We start from the raw sequence: 17,871 nt of genomic DNA on the forward strand, positions 1-17,871 counted from the left end.
GAGTGATCTTGTGTGGCACGGTGGAGGGGTAGGTGATCGCGCTCGTTGGGGGTGAGGATGGCTCGCGCGAAGCCGTGGGAGGTCAGCGATGAGCTGTGGGCGGTGATCGAGCCGCTGTTGCCGGAGCATCCGCGTCGTTCCCGGTATCCGGGGCGCAAGCGCATCGACGACCGCAGGACACTTCAGGGGATCTTGTTCGTCCTCTATACGGGGATCCAGTGGGAGTTCCTTCCGCGGGAACTGGGTTTCGGGTCGGGCCCGACCTGTTGGCGGCGCCTGGCCGAGTGGCAGGCGGCCGGCGTCTGGGACAACCTTCAGCGGGTGCTGCTGGCCCGGTTGCGGGCGGCGGACCGGCTGGACTTCTCCCGCGCCACCATCGATGCCTCGCACGTGCAGGCCAAGCGGGGGCGAAGCCGCCCAAAAGTCGGACCGAGTCCGGTTGACCGGGGACGGCCGGGCTCGGAACACCATGTCCTCACCGACGCGAACGGCACCCCGCTGCGGGTGTCACTGACGGGCGGGAACCGCAACGACGTCACCCAACTGCTGCCCCTGCTCGACGCGGCCCCGGCGGTACGCGGAAAACGGGGCCGCCCACGGCGCAAGCCCCGCCGGTTGTATGCCGATCGTGCCTACGACCACGACATCTACCGCGACCGGCTCCGTGAGCGCGGCATCACCCCCGTCATCGCCCGCCGCGGAACAGAGCACGGCTCCGGCCTGGGCCGCACCCGCTGGGTCGCCGAAGCCGCCATCTCCTGGCTCCACGGACCCCGCCGCCTGCGCATCCGCTGGGAGACCCGCGACGACATCCACAACGGCTTCCTCCAACTCGCCCACGCCATGACCCTGGCCCGCAAGATCCCCGCATTCTGAAAGGACTCCTTAGGGCTTGCCGGGAATCAACACGTCGATTCGATCTTGATGCTGCCGGGATCAAGGAACCGGGCGATGTCATCTGGTGTGCGGAAACGGGCTGTTGAGGCGGAGACTCGAACGCCGTGGGCTTCCAGGAGCGGTCGGACGTCTTTCGCTGCGCGGCTGACGGTCATGGCGGTGGTGCTGAAGAGCTGGCCCAGGAGGTCCATGGTCGCGATCTTTCGCAGGTGAAGCACGGTGACCAGGACCTTGTCGGCTGGGGTGAGCTTGGCTTTGGCGCCCGTGCCGGGGGCCACCAGGCGCTCGTGGCCTCGACGTGTGCGGAGCACTCGCTCGCGTTGAACCTCCATCGCTGGGGTCAACGCATCGATGAGTTTGCTGAGGTGCCGACGGGTCATCCCCGTCAGTTCCGGATCCTGGAGCGAACGCCGGGAGAGGTACGTCGGCCTGTCTGGCAGGGCATTGTCTGGTGTGCTGCCGGTGGTCGCGGCGTCCATCGGACGCTGGGGGTGGAGGGTGTAGTTCCAGTCGCCGTGGAAGCGATGGCGAGTGATGGCAGGGCAGCGATCTCGTCGTTGCTGATGCGGATGCCGGTGGGGTACTCACCGTGGTCGAGTTCGGCATGAACGGTGAGGCCGGTGCGGCTGGTGGTTGCGGCGATCGTCTGGAGCATGACTTCGTGGCTGGTCAGGGGTCTACCGCGCCAGTTCATGGTGATGTGGGAGAACAGCCGGTGCTCGATCTTGTTCCACTTCGAGGTGCCGGGCGGCAGGTGACATACCGTGATCTCAAGGCCGGTCTCGGCAGCGAGGCCGGCGAGCTGGGTCTTCCAGCCGCGCGTGCGGTAGCCGTTGGAGCCTCCGCCATCGGCAGTGATCAGCAGTCGGCGGGCGCGAGGATAGTCGTGCCGACCGCGAGCTTGCCACCAGCTCCGGATCGAGGCGACGGCGAACGCCGCGGTGTCGTGATCGTTTCCGATGCTGACCCAGCCGGCGTTCGCGGCCATGTCGTAGATTCCGTACGGGATTGCCTTCTCGGCCTGGCCGGGGAAGTCGTGTGTCTTGACCTTCACGGGCTGTGCTGCGGGACGCCATTCGTGCCCGGCGTTCTTGTAGTCGCCGATCAGTTCCTTCTTCTTGCTGTCCACGCTGATCACCGGGTCTCCGGCGTCCCGGTGCGCTCGTGCTTGCTCGTTGAGGTAACAGAACTGGGCATCCCTGTCGGGGTGCTGAGTACCCTCGATGGTCTTGGCGTTGGCCAGCAGACTGAATCCTTCCTCCCGGAGCAGGCCGGCGACCGTGTCGGCAGAGACCCGGTGGCCCTGCCGGGTCAGCTCCGCTGCCAGTTTCCGCGTCGATTTCGTCGTCCAGCGCAGCGGCGACATCGGGTCACCGCGTTCGTCGGGCTCGACCAGCGCAAGCAGAGCGGGTCGCAGCCCTGGATAAAGGTCCACGGCCTTCTTCCGGCCCCCGCCCGGCCGACGGACCCGCCCCAACGGAGCCTGACCAGAGTCCAGTTCAGCCGCACCGCGAGAGACCGTGCCTTCCCGAACCCCGGCTGCGGCAGCGACGAGCCGGATCCCCCCATGCCCCAGCGACAGTGCTTCCGCCCCTATTGCCAGCCGACGCTGACGCTCATCCAGATGCGGCAGCAACACCTGGAACTTCGCAGCCAGAACGGCCTCGATCCCCTCCGGTCTCCCCATACCAGCACAACGAGCTCCCCAGCAGGAAGCCACGACTTGTTTCCCGGCAAGCCCTAAGGCGGACGCGGTACTCGTCGCGCCGCTCACCACGACGAGCGCCTGCAAGCGGGCCGCCGGGATCACCGACACCGTCGCGCTGGGGATCTCGGCGGAGGCCGTACACCTGGGCGTGCCCGTCGCCGCGGCTCCCTTCCGGTCGACGGCGCTGGACGCGCAGCCCGCAGTGGGCCGCGCGGTCGACACGCTGCGGAAGCAGGGGGTGCGGGTGGTGTTCATGCCCGGCGAGCCTCACCCGCCGAAGCAGGGAGATGGTGCGAGCTTCCGGTGGGAGGCAGCGCTCGAAGCGCTCAGTTTTTGATCTTCAGTCTGTACCTCTTGCCCCCGACGTAGCCGCTCCGGGCGGCTTCAGCATCAAACCCTCCACCGTGGCCGCCTCCCACCAGCCGAGCGCAGTCTCGGGGTCGACCGTGGCGGGCATGGGCCCGATGGGCGGGCCCATGCCCGCAAGTACGTCCAGCAGCGCGGCCCGGCGCTCCGAGTCCGGTGACCGTGAGGTTTGGCCGTCTTCCATCGCGAAGGCTGAGCAACCGAGGCCGGCCTGGGGTGAGGATCCTGTCTGGATTCCAGTCGTTGTTCCCTTCTCACCAGGTCACTAGGGGTACATGAAGGCCGCCGAAGCCAAGGGCGGCGCAGTCCTATGGAAGGGCCTCACCGGTGAACGGTCGGACAGATCAGCGGACGGTACTGCTCGGGCTCGTCGGTTGCAGCGCGGTGTACGCCGCCTTCGAGCACCCATCGTTCGGCGCCGCCCTCTTGGTTGGCATTGGCGCGGTGACGCTGGTGCACCTCCTGATGAGGGACCACTGACCTGGAACGGTCGTCGCTGCTCAGCCTTCGATAAGGGGCCGGTCTGGTTGTCCGTGCGCTCCCGCTGACGGCTCGCGGACAGAGCCTGGTCACCCTCTCTTCCGTGCCGACCGCGCCCGATGCCCCGCCTGCACGAACATGTTCCGGACGGTCGGCACGGAGGGGTCCGTTTCGGAGCCTCAGTCCGGGTGCTTCGCTTCGCCGTCTTTGTCCCGGGTCCGGTCCTTCACCGCGTCGCGTGTGCCTGTCAGGAAACGGTGCACGGTGGCGACTTCGTTCTCGGTGAAGGTGTCCAGCAGGTCCAGGGTCCTGTTGATCAGTGGGCCGAAGTGCCGTTGGCCCAGGGCGACGGCTTGTTCGCCGACCTTCAGGTGTACCCGGCGGCGGTCGCGCGCGTCGCGCAGGCGGCTCGACGTGTCCGGCACGCTCAAGCCGGTCGATTCGGCCACTCGTACGGCGCCTGGATCGCGCTGCATTACGCCCTCGCCTCGGCCCGGGTCGATCGTCTCGTACTCCTCGACCCCACCGGCTGTTTCGCCGGTTACAGGCCCGCCTACCTGCTACGCGCACTGCCGATGCTGCTGGCGCCTAGATGATTGATGCGCTTCACGGGCTGCCGGAAATGGCGAAAGGTGCCCAGAATCGGTGGTGTTGAACACTGGCTCGACCCGAGGGACGCGCTGTGAACACCGATCTGGACACCCTTCTTATCGCACTGTACGTCGAGCTGGACGACGGCATCATCCCCTCGCGGGGACCTCGTACCGGGCCCGGTCATCCGCTGGAGGTCACCGACGCCGAGCTGGTCTGCCTGGCCGTCGCCCAGGTCCTGCTGCGCTACGACGACGAGCGGCACTGGCTCCGCTCCGCTCCCGCGCTGGTCGGCCACCTCTTCCCGCGCCTGCTCTCGCAAAGCGAGTACAACCGGAGGCTGCGTGCGGTCGGCGGCCTGCTGGAGGAGGCCCTGCGCCGGCTGGCGGCCCGGACGCCGTCCAGCGCGGATGCGGTGCGGCTGTGGGACGGCACCCCGGTGCCGTGCGGAGCGTCCCGCGAGACCGCGAAACGCTCCGACCTGGCTGGATGGGCGGGCTATGGCATGGACAAGTCCCACCACCGCTTCTACTGGGGCGCCGAGCTGATGCTCTGCTGCGCCCCGGACGGCCTGGTCACCGGCTTCATCCTGGTCAACCCGAAACTCGTCAAGGAACGCGATGCGATACGGACGATGTTCGCGCTGGAGAAGAACCGGCCCGAGCCGGGCACCACCGGAGTGTGCGACAAGGGCTTCGCCGGAGCCGGCTTCGGGGCCGACATGTCCACGCTCGGGATCACCGTGATCCGCCCGGCCCGCAAGGACGAGACCGACCCGGGGATCTTCCCGCAGTGGCTCCGCCAGCGCATCGAGTCGGTGAACTGGACCCTCAAGAGCCAACTCGGCCTGGAAGCCCACGGCGGCCGGGTTCTGTCCGGGCTGTGGGCCAGGGTCCTCCAGCGACTCCTGGCCCTCAACGCGGCGATCTGGCACAACTGGGCCTGCGGGGCCGAGAGGAAACGATCGCTGATCCACTACGACCACCCGACCCCACTGACCAGCACGTAAAAGCACATCAATCATCTAGGTCCGCACGCGTCGCCTCGTTCCTGCGCTGGGAGAGCGGCGGTGCGCGGTTCGATCCCGAGTGGCTGCGGTTGCAGGAAGCGGCAGCCGACTTCAGGACGGCGCGTCCTGTCCTCCGGCCCCGCCCCGGCGCACGGGCGCTGCGCGCACTCGACCTACCGGTCTCGCTCCTGCTCGCGGGCGCCGGCCGGCCGCACGGCGCGGCACAGGTGGCGGCCACAGCGGCGGCGCTTCTGCCCCATGCCGCCGTCACGGTCCTGGCCGGCCGTGGCCACCACGGGTTCCAGCACCAGCCTGCCGGCGAACTCAACGCAGGGGTCGGAGAGTTTGTCAGGAAGCCGGTTCCGCCCGGCTGATCAGGAGCCGGGCTGGAGCGGGACGGACTCAAGCTCATCGACCACGCGCGGGCCCAGGGCCGCCGCTGGGACCAGATCGCTGTCGCCCTCGGTATGCCCGACCGGCGCCAGGCCCAGACCCGTTTCCGCAGACTGACAGTCCGTTGGCCGGACTACCCCCTGCTGAGCCAGCAGACGACCGCGGAAGCCGAAGACGCACAAGGCTGACACCAGAACGACGGATGCGGCATCCAGGAGACATGGCGGCGCGTCGCTGCGAATCCAGGTCCCCTTTCCCCGCAGTGATGTGGTCGGGTCCGGGGTGGGCCCGGCGGGGTCCCTGCCCCGTGCTCGACCAGGCATCGAGCACGCCGTGGAGAAGCCAACTCGGCCGGCACCGCGCATGGTCCGTATGCTCCTCGTGGCTCTCTGTCGCGCGTGCTGTGCCGGGACGGCCCCGCGGTGCTGAGGAGGCTTTCGAGATGAAGAACACCGGCATCGAGCGTCGTGCCGAGCTGCTGCGTCTGTACACCGGGCTGCCCTGGCAATCCGCCCGGCGCCGGGTCGAGACTGCGGCGCCCGGCTCCGTGCTGATCCCGCAGCCGCCACCGGGCACCGGCGGTTGATGGCACTGCTGGCGGCACCCGGCTGGGGCCTGCCCATCACGCCCTTCGACGAGTACTGCAACTGCCACTTGCCACCCGGCCAAAACGGCCAGTGCACCACCCTCACCGCCGGCCGTGCCGGGCGGCCCCGGAGTGCTGGAGGTCCGCGCCATCCAGCGTCGCGGCGACCGCCTCACGTGCTCCAGGAGGAGCGCCCGGCGATCTGCGCGGCCCAGCAGCGGTTCGCGCTCTCCGTACCCGCCTGGGCCGAACGCTGGCTTGAGCGCGGTTGACCTCGACGGTCCGGGCCTCGAAGGAGCGGGGGATGGGAAGGTCTGCCCGATCGCGCTCACGACGAGGAACGGGAAGTCGGAGCCCTCTGGCGCGTCGATGCCGGACAGGTCGGATCGGAAGGGCGCGGTTCCCGTCATGCGGGGCGGTAGCCGCGGCGCCGGGTTTCGGTCCGCAGGACCAGGCCGCGCTGCTCCAGGAGCTGCAGGTGATAGTGGGCGCTGGAGCGGTTGGACAGGCCCGCGGCCTCAGCGATCTCACGGAGGAAGGTGTGGCTGAGCGGCCCCGTTGGCTATTGTGTGCTTCAGTTGGCGACTTTGTGCTCCGCGTTGCTCCTTCCGGAAGATGTCAGTCGGACGCGCGCGCCATGGCACTGCCATCGGCCCGGCGGCCCGTTCTCCGAGACGAGCCGCGGCAGGAAGACGCCCATGGTGGCCAAGAAGCGCCTCGGTGTGGCTGGGACGCCTTCATCCGGGACCACGATGTCGGCTGGAATCGATTCCTCGGCTGAACGGCGTTCTGAACTGGCCCTCTTCACCACCTGCAATAACGAGTGTGCTGCGGGGCCGCGTCAGGAAACATCCGGGGCGCAGGGCGGATCTGCTCCTGGCCAGCACGGCGGTCTCGAAAGGTGACGTCGCAGCCACCCTGTGGGAAGGACCATGTGGCTGGCCACGTCGATGGCGCCTGCTGGTGCGAGGCGCTGGAGAAGAACCACCTGCGCAGGGTCGCGCCGCACCCCGAGGAGCAGCTTCTTCGAGCCACACCATGCGGGTCGTCTGGCCCGGTCCAGCGTCGATGACGACACCGTCGGAGGGGTCCTTGTGGCAGAAATCCCCGATCGAATTCGCCATTCGCCGATCCCGTGCTTCTCTGAACGGCAAGAAGCCCGTCGGCGCGAGTGGCCTGGACAGCTTCGACTCGCTCCGACGGGCACCGAGATCACCACAAGAGAGGTGATGCATCGTGTTCCCTGACGGTACCTCGCAGCAGAAGGAGCGGCGCAACCCGAAATACCGGTGGGGCATGGGTTTGACAGCAGCCTCAGCCTTTGCGAACGTCCTCCGGCTGCTGCGCGAAGTTCTGTTCCACCACTGAGCTGCGCTGAGCGCTCTTTCCAAGGCATGGCCGCAGCTCCCTCCTTCGCTTTGAGGTGGAGGAGGGAGTGGTGGCCAGTTGCAAGGCAAAAGTGGCCAACTGAGCCGCTCAGCCACTGCGTGATCAGCCTCCGTTCCGCTGTCGTTCCTCTTGTCGCCCTGCCGGCTGTCCTGGCCGGGGAGGGGCAGCAGTCCCGGCGGGCACTCGCTTCGGGTTCCGCCGTGCGAGGCCGGTCACGGTGCCCCCTCCGCCTCGTTGCTCGGCCGTGCGGTACCGGACGGTCTCCTTGCACGGTTTCGCGTGTTTGCGCAGCGCGTCGCGTTCGGCCGTGTCGGCGGTGAGTTTCCAGCGCAGTTTGGTCGCGACCCACTCGCTGGCGTACCGGCACACCGCGCTGTTGTCCGGGGGCATCCATTCGGCGACGTCCTTGTCGCCCTTGGACCTGTTGGGGCCGGGGGAGACCGCGACGAGGGACTGCTTCGCGCCGAGGTCGTTGGCGTAGTGCTCGCGTAGACCCCGCGCGCCGATCGCGACCTCAACCACTTGGCCGCAGTGCGGGCCTTCTACCTCGACCTCGCCCAGTGGGCCATGGACGAACCCGCGCGCTGGGGCGTCTGGGCGGCACCCTGCCCGATCCGGGAAGAGGAGATGTCGCACCGGAAGGGAAAAGGCCAGCCGCAAGTCGCGCATGGACCAGCGGACCCGTGAACGGCTGCCCGTCCTGCCTGTCCTGGCCGAGACCGTCGACGCACAGCGCCGCCTGGCAGCCGAGCGACTGGCAAGCGCCCAGGCCACCGTCCCGGGGACCGACTTCGTCGCAGCCGGCAAATGCTGGCACCGGCCGGCCATCAAGAACCCCGCCGCCAGGATCTGGGCGGTTGACCCCGACACTGGGCAGCGCCTCGACCTCACGCTGGAGGAGCATCGCGCGTTCTGGTCCTGGGCGATCGTGGAAGTCCTGCGGCACACCGGGATCCGCATCGAGGAGCTGACCGAACTCTCGCATCACAGCCTGGTCCAATACCGGTTGCCTGGTACCGGAGAGCTCATCCCGCTGCTGCACATCGCCCCCTCTAAGACCGATGACGAGCGTCTGCTCGTCATCAGCCCCGAGCTCGCCGACGTGCTCGGCACGATCATCAGCCGCACCCGCGACCGAGAACGGTGCTGTCCCGCTCGTCGTCTCCTACGACCGTCACGAGCGCGTGTGGAACCCGCCGATGCCGCTGCTGTTCCAACGCCACGTCGGAGTGGAGAACCGGCCCATCCCGCCTTCCGGGATACGGCAGTTGCTCAACGAAGTGCTCTCTCGCACCGGTCTCACCGACGCCGTCGGCCAGCCGCTAACGTTCAGCCTTCACGACTTCCGCAGGCTGTTCATCACGGACGCGATCATGAACGGCATGCGGCCCCACATCGCCCAACTCGTTGTCGGCCACCGCGACATCAACACCACCATGGGCTACAAGGCGGTCTATCCCGGGGAGGTCATCAACGGCCACCGGGCGTTCATCGCCCGCCGCCGGGCCACCCGCCCCAGCGAGGAATACCGGACCCCGACCGACGAGGAATGGAAGGAGTTCGGCCACTTCGAACGCCGCCGCGTCGCCCTGGGCGACTGCGGCTGCGCTCACGGAACCAGCTGCGTCCATGAGCACAGCTGCCTGCGATGCAGCCTCCTGCGGCCCGACCCCGACAAGCGCCAACGCATCGTGACCATCCGCGACAACCTGCTCAACCGCATCGCCGAAGCCGAGAAGGAAGGCTGGCTCGGCGCGGTCGAAGGACTCAAGGTCAGCCTCGCCGGAGCCGTGCAGAAACTCGCCCAGCTCGACGAGCGGTCCCACCGGGGCACCACCGTCAACCTCGGGATGCCCGCCTTCCGCGAGATTGCTGGCCAGACCGTCACCGCACCCAAGAACCCCTCATGGCGTTCACCGAGAAACAGCTGCACCAGCGCCTGGGGGCGAGGGAATCCGCTACCTGTACTCTCCGTGACGATGGGCTGCTCAGTTGTCGTCAGCCCCATGTCGACGAGGCGTGACAGGGGTCAGAAACTCTTCCTTGCCGAGGCCATCTCGGAGTGCCGTTTGTGCTGGTCACAGGAGACCAGGAGATGGGGCGGCATGAGGCGCGCGGGTTGCCCGAGAGGGCTCTCGGGTACGGCATGGAAGTCACGGATCGTTCGCGACCACGTTTGAGAGGGAAGCCAAGCGATCAAGGGAGGTGGACACCGTGGCCGAGTTCTGGCGTGTCGTGCGTGAGGCGATCAACAGCAACAGCATGACTGCCCGCTTGTGCGTGCTGCTGCTGATCATTGCGCTTTTGGGCTTCGCCTGGCATCGCTGAGGCAAGGGCTTTGCCAGTTCAGAGAACACGTCAACACGCTGCTGGTGCAGGAGGTCCTGGCCGATCCGAAGTGGGCGGACAAGCTCACCGACGCGGACTGCAGGGCGCTGTCGCCACTGTTCTGGACCCATGTGAATCCGTACGGCTGGTTCGAGCTGGACATGAACAGCCGCCTCGATCTGGACCTGTCCATCCGGGCGATGGTGCCCGGCCCACGCGCTCGCAGCCCGCGGGGCGAGCCGTCCTCCGCCTCGGCATGACGTAAGGGTCCCGGGCGGGAGCCGTCCCGCAACGCTGCGAACGCGTGAACCGTCACTCGCTGCTGAGCAGGCCGACGGTGCCTGCCAGGCCCTCGTCGCCGTGGCCCTGGGCGACCCTGTGGCGCATCAGTTCCATATAGGGGGTGAGAAGCCGAGGATCGACGGACTGGTCCTGCGCCGTGGCCAGGAGTGTGTCGTTGGCCGCCGTCATCATGGCGAGGTTGGAAGTGACACCCTCGGTGTAGTTGCCGCTTTCCAGTTGGGCGGCAATGCCGTGGGCGGCTCCGGACATGGCGCCGATCCATTCTGCGAGCAGCGTGGCGAACCGGGTCTGGTCGAGGTCCTTCTCGGGGCCCACCAAGGCAAAGGCGTGGGTGATACCCGCGAACATGCCGGTCATCGCGCTGAGCAAGGCGATGTCGTGCAGCGCCGCGTGGCCGGGGTCCTTGCCGACGAACTTCACGCCGGCGGGAGCTGCCAGTGCCTCGCGGTGGCGTTCGAACAGCGCGTGGTCGCCGCTGTAGAAGATGTAGCCGCCGGTCTCCGGTCGGCCGATCATCGAAGGGACGGCCATGATCCCGCCGTCCAGGAAACGAGCCCCGCGCTCCTCGGCCCAGCGGGCGCGCTGCTGGGCCTGGGCGGGGGTGTTTGTGGTCAAGTTGACCACGTCCCTGCCGTTCAGGTCGGTGCCGTCCATAACCTCGCCTACGGAGGCGTCGTCCAGCAGGCAAAGGACGACGGGACCGGTTGCCGAAGCTACCGCCTCGGCCGGGGTGGCCACCGCCCGGGCACCCTCTCCTGCCAGTGGTTCGGCCCTTTCCGGGGTGCGGTTCCAGACGGTGAGCGGGTGTCCCGCGGTCAGCCAGGCGCGGGCGAGCGCGGTGCCCATGTCGCCGAGGCCAAGGAGCGTGATGGGAGTCTTGGAAGTGCTGTGGGTGTCCATGCCGATCAGGCTCGTTTACGCCCAGACCATGATCAAGTACGCACTCTTTTGTGGGTGGTTACCTTAAGGTGAGTGGATGACCAGGCGGGACGCTTACGTGTGCGGCATCGACGCAGCGATCGACGTGGTCGGTGGCAAGTGGAAGGTGCTCATCCTGTGGGCGCTAGAGGGAGGGCCCTGCCGGTTCGGTGAGCTGAGGCGTGGCATCCCCGGCGTTACCGAGAAGGTTCTCGCCTCGCATCTGCGGGAGTTGGAGGGCGATAGCATCATCTTCCGGGAGGAGGCGTTCGAGGGGGCGGTACGCCGCGTCACTTACGCCCTGACCCCGCTCGGTGTCTCCCTGAATGAGGCATTGGGCCCCCTGGGTGCCTGGGGCAGGGAGCACCTCCTCGGTGAGCGGAGCGCGCACCACGAAGCGCTTTGACCGCTCGCGTTGAGTGGCCGAGAGGGACGCCCCCGTACATGACCCGGAGCAGTGAGATGGCGTCGCGCGACGGCGTAATCCGCACAGACCGCCGGATAGGGGATCTGTGCGAGTGGGGTACTCGTTTACGCTTGGTCCCACGGCTCTTGTCGACCACTCAGCATTGCCTGATTCCCAGAAACGGTCCTTTGTCTGAGCAAGATCAAAGAGAACCGCACGGAGCTCACGAAGCGCCGGTTCGGTTCGCAGAACCCGTTCTCACTCAAGGTGGTTTCGGGATACTTCTGAGAATCGTTTGTGACGGCATCGGGGGGCATGACGGGCACTGGAGGCGGCTCGGGCGGGCGTGTTCTCCCGTTTTGACGTCGTCAGGCTCGGCGCAGCCGCCGGACAGGTCCTCGGTGTGGAGGTCGGTGCCGTGTGGTCGTCGTTGTGGGGGAGCGGCGGTGGCGGAGCGCGGCGATGGTGAAGAGGAGACCGCCGGTGACGAAGTAGAGGTCGGTGGCGGTGGTCGACCATTCCGTGTACCCGGTCGGGTCGGTGTCGCCGGAGATCTGCTCCTCGGAGAGGCCGGTGAGGCCGTTCTCCAGCAGGCCGGTGTGGCGGACGACGCTGTCGAGGACTCCCGCCGTGCCGCGCATGATGAGCAGGATGGCCCCCGTCCAGGTGCAGCAGTGCAGGACCCAGCGGGGCAGGGTGCGGCCCCAGGACCGGTGGAGCGCGAACGGGACGAACGCGCCGGCCAGGAACATGACGCTGATCACCGCGGCGGAAACCCAGTCGCCGACGGTCTTGGTCTGCGGCACGGTGGCGCTCGCGTCACCGAAGCCGAACGTGCCGCCGAGGTACCAGTAGAGGTGGAAGGCGGTGAAGACGATCACCCAGGCGAACGTCGTGTGGCAGACCGTGCGCAGTGTGTCCGGCGGGGCCGCCGGGCCGGTCCCGGCCGTCCGGGTCTTGTGTGCCGCGGTCATCGGTGAGCGCCCTTGTGGATTGCCGGAGCCGTCCGTGTCCGGCGGGCGTAGGAGCGGGTCGTGGGGGCCAGGAACAGCGCGCCGGCGAAGAAGAACGAGTTGACCGCCAACGTGCTCCAGAACTCGCCCGCCGGCATCTCGGGAACCGACGGGTCGAAGACGCCGACCACGCCCCGTGGAGTGATCTGGGTGGCGACCAGGAAGTTCTCGATCATCCCCGGGCCCCCGCGGACGATCAGGAGCACACAACCGACGGTGAGCGGGAAGAGAATCAGGCGGCGGGGCAGGCCCTGTCCCCAGGAGCTGACCGTGGCCAGGGCGAGTACCGCGCCGGCCACTGACATCAAGATGATCAACGAGTCGTAGATGATGAACGCGGTGTAGCCCCAGGGGCCGGCGGTCTCCACGTCCGAGCCGGGGAAGATTGCCATCCAGATGTGCCAGACGGCCGAGGCCGACATCCAGACGAATGAGGCGTACGGGGCGTGGCGGGCCCAGGTGTGGCCGTTGGCGTCACTCATGACACACATCCTTTCCGCGGGCCGGAAAGGCGGGCATCGATCCCCAGGACGACCCGCCTCCTCCCGGCGGGTTAGGGCGGTGCGTCCCTGGGCTGACCCGGCCCCCGGCTCAGGCCGGGTGTGCGCCCTCGGCCAGCGTCTTCCCGGTCAGATCCGCGGCCCCGGCGGCGCCCTCGCCGAAGCGGGAGTCTTCGCCACGTGCGTGGCGGCTTCAGCAGGCTGGTGCCTCGTGGCAGGTGGGGTGTATGTGGTAGCCAAACACACGGCGAATGCCGCGAACGGAAACTTCTCCGGCAAGGCCCTTGCGTGGGATGTGGCATGGACCGCAGGCGGAGGCCTACTGGGCAGAGGCCTGGCTGGCAGTTGGCGTGGTAGCGCCATCGCGCGGGGCCCCTCCGGCTCCCGCCCCCCGCTGTGGCGGGGAAATGTCCGACCCCAGGCGTCACCGGGTGTGGTCAATCCCGGCGTGACCGCCCGGGACATGTCGGTGAACGCCGGACTCACCTATTCGACTTGCGGCGCGGGCTCGATGAGCGCGCCGGTCTGCTGAGGGCTTGATGCTGGAACGGAAGATACAAGTGGCCCGCAAGCGGGGCGAGGTGACCATTCTGCAGCGCCGCAGCGCCCCCATCGGCGGATGGGGCTCCCTCGTCGTCTTGGCATCCATGGGAACGGTTGGGATGAGCCTCGGCTGGGACCGGAACCCCAAACCCGGCATGGTGTTTCTCGCAGCGGCGATCCTGGCGATGGCACGTATGTCATGGCGCGGTCTGGGGCGCGCACGGGTGGAACTGCGTGCCGGAGAAGTGCGGGTGATCGGTCTGTGCACGCGATGGCGAATTCCCACGGCCACAGTACGGACGGTGGAAACAGAAGGCGGCCTGCGCCTGGTCACCGTGCACGGGGACGAGATCTCCGTATTCGCCTTCTCCCCCCTCCCTCATCGACAAGGACCGCACAGTACGAGCTGCCGCCAACCACATTCGCCGCGTCCTGCCCAGGCAGCCGACCCCACGTGAGACAGCCCCTCCAGCGATACGCCGACCCGACTGGCGCTGGGCGGACATCAGTCTCCTCCCCTTCGCTCTGGGCTTCATCCCGGCCCTGGCCGGTCTCCTGTAACCCCGGCACACTCCACGATCCACTGCGCTCCGTGTCACTGAGTTTGAACTCGTGGGGTCGTCGGGGTGAGGGGTAGGCCGGTTCCGGCGAGGCATCCGTCGTTGAGGTCGCTGCGGTATTGAATCGTGCGCAGGCCGCGACGGACTGTCTGGATGAGGTGCTCGGGGGTGGTGAAGGCGACGTTGCTGAGCCAGCCGCGTCGCAGCAGGGATCAGATGCCCTCGACCGGGTTGAGATCCGGTGCGTAGGTGGGCAGTTGGTGGGCGGTCAGCCAGTCCCGGTCCGCGGTCCAGGTGCGGAGTCCGGTGTCCAGGTGGACGTTCAGATTGTCCCGGATGAGCACGATCGGGCCGCCGAGCTGGTGGTGGGCGACCTGGAGCACGTCGCGGTAGTCGGTCCAGGCGAAGCTCTTGCGGCCGTCACGCTGGCCGTCGTCGCGGCGGGGCGGTAGATCAGCCGGGAGCGTTCGCCGGGCTTTTAGCAGGTCAGGGCAGCGATCGGGACGCGGCGCCTGGAGCGGCCACGGACCCGGATGACGGGGGTGTGCCCGCGCCGGGCCCAGGTGCGGGCGATGGGCGGCGTCATCGGGAAGCCTGACTCGTCTTCGAAGACGATCCGGGCCCCGGGCGCCGCCGCGATGCTTCCACGTGTGGCCAGGTCTCTTTCACCCAGCCATAGATCGCCGGATCGTCGCGCCCGACGGCACGTCTGGCCGGAACCTGGCAGGAATAGCCGTGCCGGACCAGCAACTTGCGTACACCCTGGACGGTGCAGCTCTTGTGGAACCGACGGCCTGTCAAGGTCTTGACCCTGGCCGGAGTCCACCGCTGGTCCGGCCGGCCGTGCGCGGGGGGTCCTTTGGCCAACTCGCCCTCCAACTGGGCGAACCGGGCCCCGCTCAGGCGTGGCGACGAGGCAGAACCGACCGAGCGCAAGGCCAACGGACCGCCACTGGCCCAGGCGTGTCGCCACCGCTGTACCGAACGGACGCTGACCCGCAGATCCTTCGCGATCACCGGACTCGTATCGCCCCGGGCGAACCGCCCGGCCGCCGTCAGCCGAAGGCCCTCTCGGAACTCCCGCCGCTCCTCCGTCAGCCCGCCGCCCTGCGCGTACCTCATGACAACGACATACCGCGAGGATCAAAGTCTGTCAGCCGCTACGACTCCACGAGTCCAAACTCAGTAGGTCATTTCCGGTCGGTCGTTGTGATCACGGGATTTTCGGTCTGACTTTCGGTTCCGAGAGGCGGGCCGTGTCTCGTCACGGTCAACGGCCGTGCGCGGCCTGCGGGTTGGGGTGAGAGCCGTGTCCGAGGTAATCGAAGAGACCGCCGGCGACGGGAAGGTCGGCAGTGTCAGCGCGAGCCGGTACGCGCAGATCGTGGCCGAGCTGCGGAGGCTGGTGGAGACGGCCGGCCGCATCCAGTTCGCGATCGGTGACTACGCGCTGGAAGTCGAGCCGATGCGTGAGTACGGCGGCCAGGAGAAGAGCGAGACGCCGTTCACGGTGAAGGAGCCGCTGTTCCGGCTGGCCGAGGACATCGGAGTGTCGTACTCGATGGTCAACCAGGCGAGGTGGACGGCCTCCAGGTGGCCCGAGGAACGCCGGGTCGCGGGCGTCTCCTACACGGTCCACCGGGTCCTGGCGGGGATCGCCGGACGAGGAACAGCGGGTCGAGGCGATCGGCACCCCGCCTGCGGGGCAGTCTCGGTGGACGCCGGACGAGGCGAACCGGATCGGCCTCAACGACGGCATGAGCGGCCAGTACAGCTACGGCGACAAGGTGACCGTCAAGCCCGGAGGGCCGCCACAGGAGCTCACCCCCGAGTACATCGATGGCGGCAAGCCCTTGGTTTGGTTCGAGGGGACCCGTCCACGCGGACGGGCCGAGCGGTTTCGTCATCGAGGGAAAGCTGACCGCCAAGGTGAAGAACATCCCGACCTTCACCCAGTACGCGACGTTCGGATACGTGACGCACGGGAAGTCCTGGGCGTACGAGACCGTCGCGCTCGAAGGCGCTTCCGGTACGAGCGCCCGCGAGAAGATCCTGATCAGGGGTGAGCGGGAAAGCGGCTCGGGCATCAAGGTGCGTCGGCATCACCAGCGCAACCTTCAACACCTACGAGTACAGCGATGAGGAAGAGAACCCCCTCCCACTGGAGTTCTGAGCCTGAATGTGACAGCGGCCCCGCAGCAGACGGGCCACGAGGCCGCTGCCGGCCAGAGGTGTCAGCGTCGGGCCCACAAGAGCCAGGCGACGGCTCCCACTACGCCCTGAGCGACTGCAGTGCGCGGCTCACCGACACCGAACGCCGCGGTGTAGCCGGCGACGTATCCGGCGGCGAGTGCGGTCACGATGACCTTCGGCTGGCGGGGCGGAGGTGCTTGCGTCACGACGGTGGGCGGAATACTGGACATGCGAATCTCCCGGTGTGTGCTGGCGAGGACGATCCGCCGCCCCTGTGAACGCTTCCTACGGCGAACAGGGGTGGCAGAGTGCTGAGTTGACTGCCCGGGCACTCTCTACGATCCCCCATGGCGATGCGGCACGGTGCACTCGGGGACATACGCTGCGGCGGTCGACGGCACCGAGTGCCACCTAGAGGTTCGTTGCCCCCTGCTTCGGCCCAACCAGACAGCACAACACGGCGATACCCACCTGTTTGACCGGCCGCTACGCCCGCAGCTATCCGCCTGCCCGACGCCTGGATGCAGGTTAGTTCCTCCGCATGAGCGTGACTTCTTATAGATCCGCACCGCAACTGAGGACCCCCGGTGGTGACCGGGAGGAAGAGATGGGGCCGGCTGGCTGTACTCGGCGCGTCCCCAGCAGTACGGCGACGTTCCCTTCACGACAGTGATCATGTCGACGACTGGAGACAGTTCATGCCTGTCGATCCCGCGCCCACGATCCGCCCGGACTGGTCCCGAACGCTTGGGCAAAGCTCCCCCTTCCGGCGGATGGCCTGTGACCTGCCGATACAGGTTTAGGAACAGGCGCTGGCCCCGGGGCGATCGCGTCCTGCTGGCCTTCAACTGCTGCGGCCGGTGCCTGAGGTGCCGCACCGGTGCACCGAGGCGGTGCACCACCTACTTCCCCCGCGGCTTCGGTGCCGCGCGCCCCGGCGGCAGCAGCCCGATCCGTACCCCGGGCGGTGCACGCTTCGGCGGCCTCTTCTTCGGCCAGTCCTCGCTCGTGCATCACGCCGTGGTCTCCGCTCCCCGCGTGGTACGCGTCGAGGTGGCCGACGGCGAACTCGCCCTGCTCGCGCCCATCGGCTGCGGCAGACGGGAGCCGGGGCCGTCCTCAACGTGCTCAAGCCGCAGCCCGGTGACACCGTCGTGGTCCTCGGCGCCGGCGCGGTCGGGCTGTCCGCGGTCATGGCCGCCCGGCTCAGCGGCGCGCCACCATCATCGCCGCCGACATCGTGCCCGAACGGCTGCACACCGCCGAAGACCGGGGCGCCACCCACACCGTGAACAGCCGTCAGGACGGCCTGGCCCAGCGGATCACGGACATCACCCGGCACGCCGGCGCGGCACACATCGTCGAGACGACCGGCGTCCCCGCCCTGCTCGAACCGGCCGTCTCCCAGCTGGGCGTCGGCGGAACCGTCGCCGTCGTCGGCGCACCGGCCGCCGGAAGCCGGGCCTCCTTCGACATCACCTCCCTCATCATCAACTCCCTCATCGACGGGCGTACCATCCGCGGCGTCACCGAAGGCGCCGGCGACCGGCTGACCGGCGTCCCCGCCCTCATCGACCCGCACCGCCAAGGCCGCCTGCCCTTCGGCAGATTCATCCGCTTCTGCACCCGACCGACTCGACCAGGCGGTCGCCGACGCCCGCTCGGGCTATACCATCAAGCCCGTCATC

15 protein-coding genes and 5 pseudogenes are annotated in these 17,871 nt (G+C 68.1%); 11 read left to right on the forward strand and 9 right to left on the reverse strand.

From position 1 onward, the window contains the following. Positions 1 to 57: 57 nt before the first annotated feature. Positions 58 to 876, forward strand: coding sequence for an IS5 family transposase (locus NMN56_RS33845; protein WP_274047130.1), 819 nt, complete (start codon positions 58 to 60; stop codon positions 874 to 876). Between the two features lie 26 nt (positions 877 to 902). On the opposite strand, the pseudogene NMN56_RS33850 reads toward NMN56_RS33845, so the two are convergent. After that, positions 903 to 2,584 (reverse strand): annotated as a pseudogene (locus NMN56_RS33850) (ISAzo13 family transposase). 52 nt (positions 2,585 to 2,636) lie between these two features. On the opposite strand from NMN56_RS33850, the pseudogene NMN56_RS43415 reads away from it, so the two are divergent. Then, positions 2,637 to 2,942 (forward strand): annotated as a pseudogene (locus tag NMN56_RS43415) (flavoprotein); the annotation flags it as partial. A gap of 688 nt (positions 2,943 to 3,630) precedes the next feature. On the opposite strand, the gene NMN56_RS33860 reads toward NMN56_RS43415, so the two are convergent. Beyond that, entirely contained in the window at positions 3,631 to 3,900 is a 270-nt protein-coding gene (locus NMN56_RS33860) for a hypothetical protein (protein WP_274047135.1), read from the reverse strand. Between NMN56_RS33860 and NMN56_RS33865 the strand changes: the two are divergent. The 3 genes and pseudogenes from NMN56_RS33865 to NMN56_RS33875 form a co-directional block, all read left to right on the forward strand. Then, positions 3,895 to 4,041 (forward strand): annotated as a pseudogene (locus NMN56_RS33865) (alpha/beta hydrolase); the annotation flags it as partial. The gene NMN56_RS33860 and the pseudogene NMN56_RS33865 overlap by 6 nt on opposite strands. A gap of 92 nt (positions 4,042 to 4,133) precedes the next feature. After that, positions 4,134 to 5,051, forward strand: coding sequence for an IS982 family transposase (locus tag NMN56_RS33870; RefSeq protein ID WP_274047128.1), 918 nt, complete (start codon positions 4,134 to 4,136; stop codon positions 5,049 to 5,051). Positions 5,052 to 5,886: 835 nt separating this feature from the next. Beyond that, positions 5,887 to 6,030, forward strand: a complete 144-nt coding sequence (locus NMN56_RS33875; RefSeq protein WP_274047125.1) for a hypothetical protein — start codon at positions 5,887 to 5,889, stop codon at positions 6,028 to 6,030. 406 nt (positions 6,031 to 6,436) lie between these two features. Here the strand turns inward: NMN56_RS33875 and NMN56_RS43420 are convergent, their stop codons facing one another. Continuing rightward, positions 6,437 to 6,556: a hypothetical protein gene (locus tag NMN56_RS43420; protein WP_430542784.1), complete on the reverse strand. Its 120-nt coding sequence runs from the start codon at positions 6,554 to 6,556 to the stop codon at positions 6,437 to 6,439. A gap of 408 nt (positions 6,557 to 6,964) precedes the next feature. On the opposite strand from NMN56_RS43420, the gene NMN56_RS43425 reads away from it, so the two are divergent. Then, positions 6,965 to 7,102, forward strand: a complete 138-nt coding sequence (locus NMN56_RS43425; protein WP_430542779.1) for a DUF5926 family protein — start codon at positions 6,965 to 6,967, stop codon at positions 7,100 to 7,102. 419 nt (positions 7,103 to 7,521) lie between these two features. On the opposite strand, the gene NMN56_RS43135 is transcribed toward NMN56_RS43425, so the two are convergent. Beyond that, the gene (locus NMN56_RS43135; protein WP_347178694.1) at positions 7,522 to 7,941 is read right to left on the reverse strand and encodes a hypothetical protein; all 420 of its coding nucleotides are present in this window, start codon (positions 7,939 to 7,941) and stop codon (positions 7,522 to 7,524) included. Positions 7,942 to 8,618: 677 nt separating this feature from the next. Between NMN56_RS43135 and NMN56_RS33890 the strand changes: the two genes are divergently transcribed. Both NMN56_RS33890 and NMN56_RS33895 read left to right on the forward strand, forming a co-directional pair. Beyond that, entirely contained in the window at positions 8,619 to 9,599 is a 981-nt protein-coding gene (locus NMN56_RS33890; RefSeq protein ID WP_274047119.1) for a tyrosine-type recombinase/integrase, read from the forward strand. A 96-nt stretch (positions 9,600 to 9,695) separates the two neighbouring features. Beyond that, a complete protein-coding gene (locus NMN56_RS33895) occupies positions 9,696 to 10,007 on the forward strand; it encodes a Tn3 family transposase (RefSeq protein ID WP_274047117.1) in 312 nt (103 codons plus the stop codon). 52 nt (positions 10,008 to 10,059) lie between these two features. Here NMN56_RS33895 and NMN56_RS33900 read toward each other — a convergent pair whose 3' ends face one another. Beyond that, a complete protein-coding gene (locus NMN56_RS33900) occupies positions 10,060 to 10,950 on the reverse strand; it encodes an NAD(P)-dependent oxidoreductase (RefSeq protein WP_274047116.1) in 891 nt (296 codons plus the stop codon). 76 nt (positions 10,951 to 11,026) lie between these two features. Between NMN56_RS33900 and NMN56_RS33905 the strand changes: the two genes are divergently transcribed. Then, complete coding sequence (locus NMN56_RS33905) at positions 11,027 to 11,374, forward strand: winged helix-turn-helix transcriptional regulator (protein ID WP_274047115.1); 348 nt, start codon at positions 11,027 to 11,029, stop codon at positions 11,372 to 11,374. 368 nt (positions 11,375 to 11,742) lie between these two features. Here the strand turns inward: NMN56_RS33905 and NMN56_RS33910 are convergent, their stop codons facing one another. From NMN56_RS33910 to NMN56_RS43430, 3 genes and pseudogenes are all read right to left on the reverse strand, one after another. Beyond that, complete coding sequence (locus NMN56_RS33910; RefSeq protein WP_274047112.1) at positions 11,743 to 12,348, reverse strand: DUF3995 domain-containing protein; 606 nt, start codon at positions 12,346 to 12,348, stop codon at positions 11,743 to 11,745. Further along, the gene (locus NMN56_RS33915; protein ID WP_274047111.1) at positions 12,345 to 12,869 is read right to left on the reverse strand and encodes a hypothetical protein; all 525 of its coding nucleotides are present in this window, start codon (positions 12,867 to 12,869) and stop codon (positions 12,345 to 12,347) included. The genes NMN56_RS33910 and NMN56_RS33915 overlap by 4 nt, the downstream gene beginning before the upstream one ends. Before the next feature lie 1,156 nt (positions 12,870 to 14,025). Further along, positions 14,026 to 15,112: pseudogene (locus NMN56_RS43430) on the reverse strand (IS630 family transposase). Positions 15,113 to 15,829: 717 nt separating this feature from the next. Between NMN56_RS43430 and NMN56_RS33930 the strand changes: the two are divergent. Continuing rightward, the gene (locus tag NMN56_RS33930; protein ID WP_280842933.1) at positions 15,830 to 16,132 is read left to right on the forward strand and encodes a hypothetical protein; all 303 of its coding nucleotides are present in this window, start codon (positions 15,830 to 15,832) and stop codon (positions 16,130 to 16,132) included. A gap of 92 nt (positions 16,133 to 16,224) precedes the next feature. On the opposite strand, the gene NMN56_RS33935 is transcribed toward NMN56_RS33930, so the two are convergent. Continuing rightward, positions 16,225 to 16,413 carry a hypothetical protein gene (locus NMN56_RS33935; RefSeq protein WP_274047104.1) on the reverse strand — a complete coding sequence of 63 codons (189 nt, stop codon included), beginning with the start codon at positions 16,411 to 16,413 and terminating at the stop codon, positions 16,225 to 16,227. A gap of 995 nt (positions 16,414 to 17,408) precedes the next feature. On the opposite strand from NMN56_RS33935, the pseudogene NMN56_RS33940 reads away from it, so the two are divergent. After that, a pseudogene (locus tag NMN56_RS33940) lies at positions 17,409 to 17,708 on the forward strand (zinc-binding dehydrogenase); the annotation flags it as partial. Positions 17,709 to 17,871: the final 163 nt, after the last annotated feature.

The sequence above is a fragment of the Streptomyces iconiensis genome (assembly GCF_028657195.3).
GTDB lineage: Bacteria > Actinomycetota > Actinomycetes > Streptomycetales > Streptomycetaceae > Streptomyces > Streptomyces iconiensis.